13 protein-coding genes are annotated in these 13210 nt (G+C 67.2%); 3 read left to right on the top strand and 10 right to left on the bottom strand.

Translation table 11 applies throughout. The features are described from left to right. Position 1: 1 nt before the first annotated feature. From DQG15_RS02530 to DQG15_RS02555, 6 genes are all read right to left on the bottom strand, one after another. Positions 2 to 1294, bottom strand: a complete 1293-nt coding sequence (locus DQG15_RS02530) for a SufD family Fe-S cluster assembly protein (protein WP_116082482.1) — start codon at positions 1292 to 1294, stop codon at positions 2 to 4. Further along, on the bottom strand, positions 1294 to 2046 hold the full coding sequence (gene sufC / locus DQG15_RS02535; protein ID WP_116082483.1) for a Fe-S cluster assembly ATPase SufC: 753 nt from the start codon (positions 2044 to 2046) through the stop codon (positions 1294 to 1296). The genes DQG15_RS02530 and sufC overlap by 1 nt, the downstream gene beginning before the upstream one ends. A 79-nt stretch (positions 2047 to 2125) precedes the next feature. Further along, a complete protein-coding gene (locus DQG15_RS02540) occupies positions 2126 to 2443 on the bottom strand; it encodes a heavy metal-binding domain-containing protein (protein WP_116082485.1) in 318 nt (105 codons plus the stop codon). A 32-nt stretch (positions 2444 to 2475) separates the two neighbouring features. Further along, positions 2476 to 3999: a Fe-S cluster assembly protein SufB gene (sufB, locus tag DQG15_RS02545; protein ID WP_116082487.1), complete on the bottom strand. Its 1524-nt coding sequence runs from the start codon at positions 3997 to 3999 to the stop codon at positions 2476 to 2478. Positions 4000 to 4034: 35 nt separating this feature from the next. After that, the gene (locus DQG15_RS02550; protein ID WP_232830679.1) at positions 4035 to 5084 is read right to left on the bottom strand and encodes a cysteine desulfurase family protein; all 1050 of its coding nucleotides are present in this window, start codon (positions 5082 to 5084) and stop codon (positions 4035 to 4037) included. 40 nt (positions 5085 to 5124) lie between these two features. Next, the gene (locus DQG15_RS02555) at positions 5125 to 5583 is read right to left on the bottom strand and encodes an Rrf2 family transcriptional regulator (RefSeq protein WP_116082489.1); all 459 of its coding nucleotides are present in this window, start codon (positions 5581 to 5583) and stop codon (positions 5125 to 5127) included. 242 nt (positions 5584 to 5825) lie between these two features. Between DQG15_RS02555 and DQG15_RS02560 the strand changes: the two genes are divergently transcribed. The 3 genes from DQG15_RS02560 to DQG15_RS02570 all read left to right on the top strand — a co-directional run bounded on the left by DQG15_RS02560 (position 5826) and on the right by DQG15_RS02570 (position 8043). Continuing rightward, on the top strand, positions 5826 to 6479 hold the full coding sequence (locus DQG15_RS02560; protein WP_116082490.1) for an alpha/beta hydrolase: 654 nt from the start codon (positions 5826 to 5828) through the stop codon (positions 6477 to 6479). A gap of 7 nt (positions 6480 to 6486) precedes the next feature. Then, positions 6487 to 6720 (top strand): hypothetical protein, encoded by a 234-nt coding sequence (locus DQG15_RS02565; RefSeq protein ID WP_116082492.1) that lies wholly within the window; start codon positions 6487 to 6489, stop codon positions 6718 to 6720. A 108-nt stretch (positions 6721 to 6828) separates the two neighbouring features. Further along, positions 6829 to 8043, top strand: a complete 1215-nt coding sequence (locus DQG15_RS02570) for an NADP-dependent isocitrate dehydrogenase (RefSeq protein ID WP_116082494.1) — start codon at positions 6829 to 6831, stop codon at positions 8041 to 8043. Positions 8044 to 8116: 73 nt separating this feature from the next. On the opposite strand, the gene DQG15_RS02575 is transcribed toward DQG15_RS02570, so the two are convergent. From DQG15_RS02575 to DQG15_RS02590, 4 genes are all read right to left on the bottom strand, one after another. After that, positions 8117 to 8914 (bottom strand): glycosyl transferase, encoded by a 798-nt coding sequence (locus tag DQG15_RS02575; protein ID WP_116082495.1) that lies wholly within the window; start codon positions 8912 to 8914, stop codon positions 8117 to 8119. A 117-nt stretch (positions 8915 to 9031) separates the two neighbouring features. Next, entirely contained in the window at positions 9032 to 10192 is a 1161-nt protein-coding gene (locus DQG15_RS02580; RefSeq protein WP_116082497.1) for a M20 aminoacylase family protein, read from the bottom strand. Between the two features lie 13 nt (positions 10193 to 10205). Next, positions 10206 to 10853, bottom strand: a complete 648-nt coding sequence (locus tag DQG15_RS02585; protein ID WP_232830680.1) for a hypothetical protein — start codon at positions 10851 to 10853, stop codon at positions 10206 to 10208. A gap of 53 nt (positions 10854 to 10906) precedes the next feature. Next, positions 10907 to 13069 (bottom strand): esterase-like activity of phytase family protein, encoded by a 2163-nt coding sequence (locus DQG15_RS02590; protein WP_116082499.1) that lies wholly within the window; start codon positions 13067 to 13069, stop codon positions 10907 to 10909. Between the last annotated feature and the right edge of the window lie 141 nt (positions 13070 to 13210).

Here is a 13210-nt window from a genome sequence, read left to right on the forward strand (position 1 = left end):
GTCAGTCGCCCCGGCGCCGGGCCAGCCAGTCCTCGAGACGCGCCAGCATCTGCTCGCCGAGGGAGCTGTCCTCGATCTCCTCGATGGCCTCGGCGATGAACGCGATGGTCATCAGGTCCGTCGCCTCGTCCTCCGGGATCCCCCGCGAGCGAAGGTAGAACTTGCCTTCCTCGTCGATGGCGCCCGATGTCGAACCGTGCGAGCAGACGACGTCGTCGGCATAGATTTCCAGTTCCGGCTTCGCGAGGAAGGTGCTGTCCTCGTCCAGAAGGAGCGACTGGCTGATCTGGTAGCCATCCGTCTTCTGAGCCCCCTCGCGGACGAGGATCTTGCCCTGGAAGATGCCGGTCGCGCCGTTGCGCAGCACCTTCTTGAAGACCTGACGGCTCTCGCAGCGCTCGGCGCCGTGGGTGACGAAGACGGTGTCGTCGTGGTGGAAATCCTTGCCGTCCCCGAGGCAGGCGCCGGCGACATGGGCAGCCGCGTCATCCCCGGTGAACTCGATCACCGCCTCGTTGCGGGTGAGCGCGCCATTCGCGGTCAGGGTGAACGACTTGAAGGTGCTCTCCTGCCCCAGCCGCGCGAAGACATGGGTGATCGCCCGCCGCTCGGGCGCCCTGCCCTGCGCACGGACATGGTGGAAGGCACCGGTGGAGGCCACGTCCACTTCCATCACCATGTTCATCCGCGCCGCCGCCGGTCCGTCCTCCAGGATGGTCAGCTCGGCGCCGCTCTCGACGCGCACGGCGAGGCGCACCATCGTGTCGGCCCCCGCCTCGGACCGGGCGTGGTGGATGTGGATGGGCTTCGCCGCCTTGCCGGTCGCTCGGATCACGAGGCCGCTCGTCGCATAGGCCGTGTTCAGCACCGCGAAGGGCCGCGCCACCGGGCTTTGTCCGACCGCCTCGAGCTGGCCGTAGACGTCCCGCGCCCAGTGGATATCCGCCGCGCCTGCGCTTTCCAGCGTCTCGATCTCGACGCCCTCGAGCGCCAGATCGTCCGATTTCGCCGTGTCGAGCACGCCATCGGTGAAGACGAGGGTCAGGCGATCATGCTCGCCGAACAGCATCTCCGACTCGCCGGCGTGAAGCGCCGCAGTGCCCGCCTCGGGGGCATTGAGCGTCGCGGGATTGGTCCAGCGCCAGTATTCGTCGCGCCGGCCTGGAAGCCCCATATCGGCCAGACGGGCGCGGGCCGCCTCACGGGTCTGGGTGATCCATGCGCCCCCCGAGGGCATCGTGAGAGCGGCAAGCCGCGCGTCGGTCGCGTCCTGTTTCGCCTGCGGCAATGCCATCACGCGTCCTCCAGGAACTCGGCGTAGCCGTTCTTCTCCACCTCGAGGGCGAGATCCGGACCACCTGTCTTCACGATCCGGCCGTTCGACATGATATGCACCACGTCCGGCACGATGTGATCGAGAAGACGCTGATAGTGCGTGATGACGAGGAAGGAGCGGCCCGCATCCCGCAGCTTGTTCACGCCGTCCGCGACGAGGCGCATCGCGTCGACGTCGAGCCCGGAATCGGTTTCGTCGAGGATGCACATCTTCGGCTGGAGAACCGCCATCTGCAGGATCTCGTTGCGCTTCTTCTCACCGCCGGAGAAGCCCATGTTGACGGGCCGCTTCAGCATGTCGGCGTCGATCTGAAGCTCGGCTGCCTTTTCACGGATGAGCTTGAGGAACTCGGCCGCGCTGATCTCGGGCTTGCCGCGAGCCTTCTGCTGGGCATTGTAGGCCGTGCGCAGGAACGTCATGTTGCCTACGCCGGGGATCTCCACCGGGTACTGGAACGCGAGGAAGAGGCCTGCAGCGGCCCGCTCTTCGGGCTCCAGCTCCAGGATGTCCTCGCCCTCGAGCTGAGCCGATCCGTCCGTCACCTCGTAGCCGTCCCGGCCCGAAAGCACGTAGGACAGGGTGGATTTGCCGGAGCCGTTCGGCCCCATGATGGCGTGGACCTTGCCGGTCTCGACGGTCAGATCGAGGCCCTTGAGGATCGCCTTGTCCTCTTCCTCGAGCTTCACGTGCAGGTTCTTGATATCGAGCATGTCTTTGTCGTCCTCGTATGTCGGGGAGGCGGCCCGCGCATGGGACCCCCTCGCTGTCTGTCATGGTGCGCGGGTGGCGCTAGAGGCGGACGGCCGTGCCCGAGGCGCTGACCATCAGCATCCCGGACTCCTTGCCGACGACCTCATAATCGAGATCGACGCCGATCACGGCGTTGCCGCCGAGGCGTTCCGCCTCTTCCTTCATCTCCGCAAGCGCGGTCTCCCGGGCCTCGCGCAGGGACTTCTCGTAGGCGCCCGAACGGCCGCCCACGATGTCCCGCACCCCGGCGAAGAGATCGCGGAAGATGTTCGCGCCGAGGATCGCTTCCCCGGTGACGATGCCGAGATACTCGGCCACCGGCCGGCCCTCGACGGTCTGCGTGGTGGTCACGAGCATGTCACGGCTCTCCCTGCCTCCGAACAACGCCATCAGCCCACGGACCCCTCGAGCGAGATCGCGACGAGCTGCTGCGCTTCCATCGCGAATTCCATGGGCAGCGCCTGCAGCACTTCCTTGCAGAACCCGTTCACCACGAGCGCGACGGCCTCTTCCTCGTCCATGCCGCGCTGGCGGCAGTAGAAGAGCTGGTCGTCATCGACCTTGGAGGTGGTCGCCTCGTGCTCGACCCGGCTCGAATTGTTGCGCACCTCGATATACGGCACCGTGTGCGCCCCGCATTCGGAGCCGATCAGAAGGCTGTCGCACTGGGTGTAGTTGCGGCTGTCCTTGGCCTTGGGGTGCATCGCCACCTGCCCGCGATAGGTGTTCTGGGCATGGCCGGCGCTGATCCCCTTGGAGACGATGCGCGAGCGCGTATCCCGGCCGAGATGGATCATCTTGGTGCCGGTATCGGCCTGCTGCCAGTTGTTCGTGATGGCGATGGAATAGAACTCGCCCTGGCTTTCGTTGCCGCGCAGGATGCACGACGGGTACTTCCAGGTGATCGCCGAGCCGGTTTCGACCTGCGTCCACATCACCTTGGAGCGGTCGCCCCGGCAATCGGCCCGCTTGGTGACGAAGTTGTAGATGCCGCCCTTGCCGTTCTCGTCGCCCGGGAACCAGTTCTGGACGGTGGAGTACTTCACCTCCGCGTCCTCCTCGGCGATGATCTCGACGACCGCCGCGTGAAGCTGGGCGGTGTCCCTCTGCGGCGCGGTGCACCCTTCGAGATAGGAGACGTAGGAGCCCTTGTCGGCGATGATCAGCGTCCGCTCGAACTGGCCGGTATTCTCGGCATTGATGCGGAAATACGTGCTGAGTTCCATCGGACAGCGCACGCCCGGCGGGACGTAGACGAACGAGCCGTCGGAGAAGACCGCGGAGTTCAGCGTGGCGAAGTAGTTGTCCGATTGCGGCACGACGGAGCCGAGGTACTTCTTCACGAGTTCGGGGTGCTCGCGGATCGCCTCGGAGATCGAGCAGAAGATCACACCGGCCTTCGCCAGTTCCTCCTTGAAGGTCGTGCCGACCGAGACACTGTCGAAGACGGCATCGACGGCCACGCGGCGCCCCTCGGACGGAGCGTCCTCGGCGCCCTCGACGCCGGCGAGGATCGCCTGCTCCTTCAGCGGAATCCCGAGCTTCTGATAGGTCTCGAGGAGCTTGGGATCCACTTCGTCCAACGATTTCGGCTTTTCGCGCATGGTCGCGGGGCGGGCGTAGTAATACTGCTCCTGGTAGTCGATGGGCGTGATGTTGAGCATCGCCCAGTCCGGCTCGGTCTTGGTCTGCCAGCGCTCGAACGCCTCGAGACGCCATTCCGTCATCCAGCCCGGCTCTTCATTGCGCTCGGAGATCAGCCGGACGATGCTCTCGTCCAGACCCTTCGGCGCGAAATCCATTTCGATTTCGGTGTTCCAGCCGTGCTTGTAGGCGCCCATGTTCGCGACGGTTTCCACCGTCTCGCGGTCGACGCCCTCGCGAACCTCCAGCTTTCCATCGGGTGCGGTCATCGTGTGATCCCTGTCATTCGTCGGGGAAGCGGCCCTCAGGCCGCCCTCTCCCGCCATTTGCGGTACCGCGCCGTCCACGCCTCAGCGAAACGGCGCACATCCTCTTCCGTCGTCTCCGGTCCGAGGGAGACACGGATCGCGCATCCGGCCTCGTCCTCGTCGTATCCCATTGCCCTCAGCACGCCACTCGACCGGACCTTGCCGCTCGAACAGGCCGATCCGGCGGATACGGCGAACCCGGCGAGGTCCATCTGCATGACCTGTGTCTCTCCCCGCCAACCGGGAACGAGAAACATGCTCGTGTTCGGCAGGCGCGGCGCGCCTCTGCCCACGCAGATAACATCTGTCGCGGCATCTTCCAGCCGGCTTTCTAGAATATCTCTAAGTTTCGCCACCCCGGCCCAGACATCGGCATCGAGATCCCGCGCCGCCTCTTCGGCAGCCGCGCCGAAGCCCGCGATCGCGGCGACGTTCTCCGTCCCCGCGCGCCGACCTTCCTCCTGGCCGCCACCGCGGATCCGGGCGGCGAGCTCCGTGCCCCGCCGCATCACCAGCGCGCCGATCCCCTTCGGCCCGCCGATCTTGTGCGCCGAAATGAGGGCCATGGATGCGCCGCCCCAGTTGAACGCCACCGGGAGCTTGCCGAAGGCCTGAGTCATGTCGCTGACCGCGATACCGTCCGGCAGATCCTGCAGGATCCCCGTCTCCGAGTTCGCCGCCTGAAGCGCCGTCCGCCCCGCATCGAGGACCGTCACGCGGCCGGCGGCATCCACCGGCAGGGTCCCGTCCGTCCAAGCGCCCACGGCATCGTGCTCCACCAGCGCAGAGCTGAGGTTCCGTCCCTCGAGCGCCAGCGCTGCCGCCTCAGTCGCGCCCGAGGTGAAGACGATATCCGCCCCGTCCGCCCCGAACGCCGCGGCGACCTGCGCCCGCGCCCGCTCCACGATGGCGCGTGCCGCCCGCCCCTCGGCATGGACCGAGGACGGGTTGCCGACGACATCCATCGCGGCCAGCATGGCCTGACGCGCCCCGGCCCTCAGGGGGGCCGTCGCATTCCAGTCGAGATATGTCCTGGGTCCTGTCACGCGCCCGCCTTCGTCTTTCTCCAAGAGCCCCCGATGCGGCTCACTCGTCCACCACCTGGAACAGGTTCGGCACCGCCGGACAGGGCGCGAGCGCGTTTTTCGTCACGTCGGAGAGCCGCGCCTGGTGCAGGAAGACGTAGACATGGGCCGACAGTCCTTCCCAAAGCCGATTGGTCATGGATTGCGCCCGGCTGCCGGATATCGCGCCCTTTGCGCCGGCGCCCGTGTGCAGCGCGCTCACCGTCTCGTCCACGGCGTCCAGTATCTCCGACACGCGGATCTCGGCGGCGGGACGCGCCAGCCTGTAGCCGCCCCCCGGCCCCCGCACCGACGCCACGAGACCGGCCCGGCGCAGCTTGACGAAGAGCTGCTCAAGGTAGGGCAGAGAGATATTCTGACGCGAGGCGATGTCCGACAGCGTCAGAAGCCGTTCGTCCGACGCAAGCGCCAGATCGACCAGCGCGACCATAGCGTATCGTCCCTTCGTGCTCAGCTTCATAGTCCCTGCCTCTCCGCCAGACCCGTTCAAGTCCCGAAGCCGGCGCCTGCTCCCCGCCCGTGATCCATTGACGCCGCCCCGTCTGGGGCGTAACTGCCTTTGACCCGTGGCGGCGGACCCTGAGCGGTTCGCCTTCAGATTAGAATTATTCTAGAATGCGGCGCGTGTCCGGTCAAGCGGACCCTGCCGCCCCCCGCCGCCCTCCAGTGCGAGGAGGCGGTGGCCGCTGATAAGAGGTGTGGATGCCCGAGGTTATCTTCCCCGGACCCGAAGGACGGCTCGAAGGCCGCTACCACCCCCAGAAGCAGAAGGATGCGCCGATCGCGATCATGCTGCACCCCCATCCGCAATTCGGGGGCACCATGAACAACAAGGTCGTATACAACCTTCATTACACCTTCTACCGCATGGGCTTCACCGTGCTGCGGTTCAACTTCCGCGGCGTCGGCCGGTCCCAGGGGGAGTACGATCAGGGCGTCGGCGAATTGTCGGATGCGGCCTCCGCCCTCGACTATCTTCAGTCGCAGAACGCCAATGCCAAGCACTGCTGGGTCGCTGGCTTCTCCTTCGGCGCCTGGATCGGCATGCAGCTGCTGATGCGGCGGCCGGAGATCACCGGATTCATCTCCGTCTCTCCGCCGGCGAACATGTACGACTTCTCGTTCCTCGCCCCCTGCCCCTCCTCGGGTCTGATCATCAACGGCTCGGCGGACCGCGTCGCGCCCCCGAAGGACACGCGCACCCTCGTTGGCAAGCTCCAAGAGCAGAAGGGCATCACCATCACCCACGAGGAGATGGAGGGCGCCGGGCACTTCTTCGAGGATCCCTACATGGATCCGATGCTCTCCTCGGTGGACACCTACGTCCGCCGCCGCCTCACCGAAACCACTCGCTGAGACGGGCGTGGGGATCACCGAAGACATCGCGGACGGCCTCGCGAAGGACGCCATCGAGGCCGCCGACAGGCTCGGCGACGACAGCGTGATCGACGAGGTGTCCCGAACCCTCGCCAACACCTCCCAGACGACGCAGGAGGCCTTCCTGACGGCCGTCCGCGTCCGGCTCGCCGAGCGGCGGGCGCGCGGCGTCCTGCTGTCCGCCCTGAAGGACGCCCCGGAGGCGCCGAAGCCGGACTAGCCCCCCGTTCTTCCCGTTACCGAGCACGCCTTCCATTCTCCCCCGGTGCGCGCTAGGTCGAACCCGCGTGCGGGAGGGCGACCTTCAAAGCGGACCAGAGGAACAGAGATGAGCAAGATCAAGGTGGACGGCCCCGTCGTCGAACTCGACGGCGACGAGATGACCCGCATCATGTGGGACTTCATCAAGCAGAAGCTCATTCTGCCGTATCTCGACATCGACCTGCTCTACTACGACCTCGGCATCGAGGAGCGCGACCGGACCGATGACCAGATCACCGTGGACGCCGCGGAGAAGATCAAGGAGGTCGGCGTCGGCGTCAAATGCGCGACGATCACGCCCGACGAGGCCCGCGTGGAGGAGTTCGGCCTGAAGAAGATGTGGCGCTCTCCCAACGGGACGATCCGCAACATCCTCGGCGGCGTCATCTTCCGGGAGCCGATCATCTGCCGCAACGTGCCCCGCCTCGTGCCGGGCTGGACGCAGCCCATCGTCGTCGGCCGGCACGCTTACGGCGACCAGTACAAGGCGACCGATTTCCGCTTCCCCGGCAAGGGAACGCTGACGCTCAAGTTCGTCGGCGAGGACGGCGAGACGATCGAACGCGAGGTCTTCCAGGCGCCCGGCGCTGGCGTAACCATGGCGATGTACAACCTCGACGATTCGATCCGGGACTTCGCCCGCGCCTCCTTCAATTACGGCCTGCTGCGGGGCTGGCCGGTCTACCTCTCCACCAAGAACACGATCCTCAAGGCCTATGACGGCCGCTTCAAGGATCTGTTTCAGGAGGTCTTCGAGGCCGAGTTCGAGGCGGATTTCAAGAAGGCCGGCATCTGGTACGAGCACCGCCTGATCGACGACATGGTCGCCTCCTCCCTCAAGTGGTCCGGCGGGTATGTCTGGGCCTGCAAGAACTACGACGGCGACGTGCAGTCCGATACCGTCGCGCAGGGCTTCGGCTCGCTTGGCCTGATGACGTCCATCCTGATGACGCCCGACGGCAAGATCGTCGAGTCCGAGGCCGCCCATGGAACGGTCACGCGCCACTATCGCCAGCACCAGGCCGGTAAGCAGACCTCGACCAATTCCATCGCCTCGATCTACGCCTGGACCGGCGCGCTCAAGCATCGCGCCAAGCTCGACGGCAACGCGCAGCTCAAGACCTTCGCGGAGACCCTTGAGAAGGTCATCGTGGATACCGTCGAGAGCGGCCACATGACCAAGGATCTCGCCCTCCTCGTCGGCCCGGAGCAGTCCTGGCTGACCACGATGGGCTTCCTCGAGAAGCTCGACGAGAACCTGGACAAGACCCTCCAGCTTTGAGATTGGCGGCGGCGTCCGAGCGGCGCCGCCCCCTCTACCGGGCTGGAAGCGGGCGGGTCAGGAGTGGACCGGCTTAGCCCCAGCCCTCCCCGAGATCGGCCCTTGTCCGGTCGATCCAGTGATCCTTCAGCCAACCGCAGGGCCGCGCATGGCGCAGGCCGCCCATACCGGTCCAGCCCGCAACGGCATCCTCCATCTTCGGTCGTCCGTGGAAGCACACGACGGACGCGCTCGCCGGCAGATGCGGCTCGCGGATGTAGCTCATCGGCGGCCAGCGCAGGCAATCGTGCTTGAAGCTCACAACCCGATCCTCCGGCAGGTAGGCGAACGCGCCGCGCTCCTGCGCGAGCGTCGACGTATATCGCTGCTCTGAACCACGCGCCCAGGCGACGCGGGACGCAGGGTCGGCGGCAATCTCCTCGTAGAGCCAGGGATGGAGGGCCGGATCGTAGCGGAAGACGGAGCCGTGCCCCGTCGGCCGCCCCCGCCGGGCCTCGACCCAGTCCGCCCGCATGGCGACCTTTCCCGGAGCGAAATCCATGAGATCATCCAGCGGCCCAGTGATGACGACGTCGAGATCGAACCCGAGGACGGGTCCCTCCAGTCCCTCGATCAATCCAGGGCGAAAGAGCGACACCTTCCGCATCGCTCCCTTGCGATCCGCGACCGCCAGCGCGGCCTGCATGTCCTCCGCGAAGGGCTCCCGCGGAAGCTCCAGCACCTCGACATCGGGGTGCAGGCCCTCCGAATGCTCCGTCATGCACAGAAAGCGCACCGGACCCCGCAGGTTGCGCCGGACGCCCGAATAGAGCCGGTTCACATAGGCCGGCCCGAAGGCCGTCCCCCACTTTATGCATACGACGGTGACCATGCCGGGGGGCTTAGCCGCGGCGGCGCCGGAAGGAAAGCCGGCGGCAGGGACCGCCCGCGCGTATCGCGGCACTGAGGCGAACCCGCCCTCCTCGTGGGCGATCGCGACCGGCTCCGCTCATTGCCGGCCGAGCCGGCGCTCTGCGACTTCGACCCACCAGGATACGCCCATCGGGATCGCGGCATCGTCGAACTCGTATTCGGGATGATGCACCGGCGCGGTGTCGCCGTTGCCGAGGAGGATATAGGCGCCGGGACGCTCCTCAAGCATGTAGGCGAAATCCTCGCCCCCCATGATGAGGGGCGCCTCGGCGCAATCGCCGGAGACCGCCGTGGCGGCCTCGGCGGCGAACGCGGTTTCACCGGGATGGTTCGCCATGACCGGGTAGCCATCGAGGTGGGTGATCTCCGCCCGCGCCCCGAACGCCGCCGGCACATGGGCGCAGATCTCGTCCAGCCGCTCCCGCGCCAGCGCCCGCATCTCGTGCGACATCGTCCGCACCGTCCCGCGCAGGGACACGCGCGGCGGAATCACGTTGAAGGCCTTGGACGAGCTCTCGATCGCCGTCACCGAGACCACCACCTGCTCCACCGGATCGGCATGGCGGGAGGCGATGGACTGGATCGCGAGAACGAGATGGGACGCCGCGACCACCGGGTCCACCCCCTCGTGCGGCTTGGCGGCATGTGCACCCTTGCCCACCACCTCGATCTCGAACTGGTCCGTCGCGGCGAAGAACGGGCCGGGGCTGATGGCGAAGGTGCCGAGCGGGACGCCCGGCCAGTTGTGCATCCCGTAGACCTCATCGATGCCCCAGCGCGACATCAGGCCGTCCTCGCACATCTCCCGGCCGCCGCCGCCGCCTTCTTCGGCCGGCTGGAAGATCAGCACGATGCGACCGTCGAAATTGCGCGTCTCGGAAAGGTACCGCGCCGCCCCGAGGAGCATCGCGGTATGCCCGTCATGGCCGCAGGCATGCATCACGCCCGGAGCGGTGGAGGCATGGGGCACGCCGGTCGCTTCCGTGATCGGCAGCGCGTCCATGTCCGCGCGGAGCCCGATGGTGCGCCCCGGCCCCCTGCCCTCGATCACGGCCACGACGCCGGTCCGCCCGATCCCCTCCGTCACCTCGTCGCAGCCGAACTCCCTGAGTTTCTCCGCCACGATCCCGGCGGTGCGGTGCACATCGAAGAGGAGCTCGGGGTTCGCATGGAAATCCCGTCTCCACGCCGCGATCTCGTCCTGCAGCTCGGCGATACGGTTGCGGATGGGGGCCAAGGGGACTCTCCTCTCAGGAAAAGTAGGTGTCTGCGGGAACGTAACCGGCCAGCATACCGGCCGCGCACCATTCGCGCTCGAGGCCCGTATCACCGACGAGGACCACACGTCCCGGCGAAAAGCGCTCCGGCGCCAGCGCCGCGAGCAGGGCCTTGCGCTGATGGCCCCATCCGGCCGGGAAGCCCGGCGCGGGGCGGGCCGCATCGAGAGGTGCGCCGCTTTCTCTCAACCGCTCCTCCAGCCGCGCCGCATCGAGAGGGGGACAGGCCAGTGCGATCCGCCCCGCCCGTTCGATCGCGGACAGTCGCGCCGTGTGCATCTTGGGCAGCTCGTCCCGCTCCCGCAGGAGGCGCAGGGCGTTGCTCGAGAACAGGAACGCGACGATGTCGCCGCCGCCCGTCGCGCGGATCGTGGCGTAAGTGGGATAGTCGAGGCCGAGCGCCTTCGCCCGCGCCACCCGTGTGCGGATGACCTCGAGCGGCAATGTCGGCAGGAGGTGCCGCCGCGCCGCGCTCCAACAGTGCCGGCGCCAGGAGGCGCCCCGCTCAAGCGTCGGCCCGCCATTGTGACCGAGCCCTCCTCGCACGTCGCGATCCGCCATCTCACCCACCTCATCGTCCTGCTGGAGCGGCAGCGTGGGACCCTCTCCCCGGAACGTCAAGCGGCGGCCCCTGCCCGGGGCCGCCGCTCCTTGCGTCACCCTCTCGCAGACGATCAGTCGCGCGGCACGCTCCAGAGCATCGTCTCGCCGGAGCTGTCGTCCACGCCGTCATTGTCCGTGACGATCCACATCGTGCCGCCTTCGGTGATGGCGAGGCCCTCGACCTTGTCCTGAACGTAGCCGTTCGTGGCGAGAAGATCCGGGATCAGGTCCCGAACGACCTCCTTCTCGACGAGCGGCAGCTCGCCTCCGAGGGGCGCAGGCTCGAAGGCCTCGGCCGCGACGCGGGTGATCTGCTTGACCGCCGCGCTCTGCCCAAGCTGGTTGTCCCGCTCGATCAGGTAGACCCACTCGCCGCCCGCGACGATCTCGGACAGGCCGATCCAGCCCGTCTCAGGGGTCTCCAGCGGATAGCGCACGCCGCCCCACTCGCCGTTTTCGGGATCGTAGGCGACGAGCTTGACCTCGCCCTTGGCATCGTCCGCCCATTCGCGCTGCACGGCCATCCAGAGGCGCCCGTCCAGCATCGTGATCCCCTCGAAGCCGAAGCGCTTCTCGACATGGGACAGCTCTTCGGGCAGGCCGATCTCCCGGTCGATCTCGCCCCCCGCGTCCACGTGGTAGATCGCGTGCGGAATGGCGCGCTCGGTGCGTCCCTCGGAGGCGAGCCAGTAGCCGCCCTCACCGTCGAGCGCGATGCCCTCGAGATCGAGCTTCTGGGCTGCATCGCCGCCGCGCGTGACGAGCATCGCATCCGTGATCCGAGCCGGCGTCTGGGAGACGTCGATGGTGAAGATCTTCGGCTCGAGACCGTAGAAGCTGTCGGAGATGGCGACGAGCGTGCTGTCGTCCACCGCCGCGAGGCCGGACAGGGCGCCCCAGCCGGTCAGCTCGTCCATGCCCTCGGAGGTGATGTGCGGATAGGCCGCCGGGCCATCCTGCAGCTCGTAGATCATCACATGGCTGCGCGCTCCACCATCCTCGATCAGGTCTTCCTCGTTCGCGGTGACGAGAAGGCCGCGGGACGGAATGGCGAGCAGACCCTCGGGCCCGATGCCCGACGGCAGCATCTGGCGCAGGACCGGCGCCTCGGGGTCGGTGATGTCGTAGACGCCGACGACACTGCCCCGCTCGGAGCCGACGAAGGCCATCGGCAGATCGCCGAACGTTCCGATCTCGACTGATTCGGGCTCGACGCCCTTCGCGTCGGAGCGCTTGTCGGGATAATGACCGACCATCACCGCGGCATGCTCGAAGCTTGCGCCGGCTTCCCAGGCCACGGTGCCGTCGCGGTTGAAGACCGTCCAGCCGCGGGAGCCACCCTCGTAGTCGCCTTCATCGGCGGTCGCGATGTAATCCGTTCCGATCCAGGCGATGGTATCGGGCTCGCGGCGGCGCTCGTCCTGCGCCCCGTCGAACACCAGCGCTCCGTCATCCTCGGTGTCGATCCCCTCGAGATCCGTGCTGCCGGCGGTGAAATCGGCGACGATCTCGCCGTCCCGGCTCACGATGACGAGGTGGTTGTTCTCCTGAAGGGAGACGACCGTCTCACCGTCCTCGTTGATGTCGACGAATTCGGGCTCCGGATCCGAGGGGCCGACCTCGGCAAGCCCGGTCAGGTCCACCTCGGTCAGGCTGTCGCACTCGGCACCGGTCTCACCGATGTCGATCATGGAGAGGTAGCCCGCCGGCATCTGCGGCAGGACGCCGTCGTCCAGGTCCTCGTCGCGCTCGTTCTCGATGGCGATGGACAGGAAGGCGCCGTCCCCGGAGGCGGCGATGGAATCGGGCTGCCCGCCGAGATCGCATCGGGAGACGATCTCCTGCGTCGCGACGTCGATCGTCAGGAGCTCGCCCGACGTGTTCACGTAGTCCTCGGAGGTGTTGACCGCGACATAGGCCGTCTGCCCCACGACCGCGACGGAGGTCGGCTCGCCCTGGAGGTCGATCCGCCCGAGCGCTTCGGGGGAGGCGGGATCCTCGATCCCGATGAAGCCCACGGTCATCGCCGGGCTGTCGGTGTAGACGAGGGTCATCCCGTCTGCGGTCGCGGCGATGATCTCGGAGGATGTCATCGCATCCCCGGATCCCTCGGGTGCGTTAAGTGCGACCGGGAAGGACGCGATGCGGTTGAAATTCTGCTCCGTTCCCTGCGCATGGGCGGCGCCGGCGAAAAGCGCGGCTGCGGACGCAGCGGATAGAAGTTGGCGTGTCACTCGGAGTGTCCCCCTGGTTATCCGGATCGGCACCGCCTCTCGATGGCGGTGCTCGCGGGCTCCATGCCAACGGGATGTAACGTGGCGGTGACGACGCGCCCCTTCCCTGCGGTCACGCGAACTGCCCGCGCATGCGCCACG

This window comes from Tropicimonas sp. IMCC34011 (assembly GCF_003390865.1).
Classification (GTDB): domain Bacteria; phylum Pseudomonadota; class Alphaproteobacteria; order Rhodobacterales; family Rhodobacteraceae; genus Tropicimonas_B.

Excerpts from the sequence above, each read along its gene's own strand:
- DQG15_RS02530 (WP_116082482.1), bottom strand. The coding sequence starts at position 1,294 with ATGGCATTGCCGCAGGCGAAACAGGACGCGACCGACGCGCGGCTTGCC.
- DQG15_RS02575 (WP_116082495.1), bottom strand. The coding sequence starts at position 8,914 with ATGGTCACCGTCGTATGCATAAAGTGGGGGACGGCCTTCGGGCCGGCC.
- sufC (WP_116082483.1), bottom strand. The coding sequence starts at position 2,046 with ATGCTCGATATCAAGAACCTGCACGTGAAGCTCGAGGAAGAGGACAAG.
- DQG15_RS02555 (WP_116082489.1), bottom strand. The coding sequence starts at position 5,583 with ATGAAGCTGAGCACGAAGGGACGATACGCTATGGTCGCGCTGGTCGAT.
- DQG15_RS02540 (WP_116082485.1), bottom strand. The coding sequence starts at position 2,443 with ATGCTCGTGACCACCACGCAGACCGTCGAGGGCCGGCCGGTGGCCGAG.
- DQG15_RS02560 (WP_116082490.1), top strand. The coding sequence starts at position 5,826 with ATGCCCGAGGTTATCTTCCCCGGACCCGAAGGACGGCTCGAAGGCCGC.
- sufB (WP_116082487.1), bottom strand. The coding sequence starts at position 3,999 with ATGACCGCACCCGATGGAAAGCTGGAGGTTCGCGAGGGCGTCGACCGC.
- DQG15_RS02570 (WP_116082494.1), top strand. The coding sequence starts at position 6,829 with ATGAGCAAGATCAAGGTGGACGGCCCCGTCGTCGAACTCGACGGCGAC.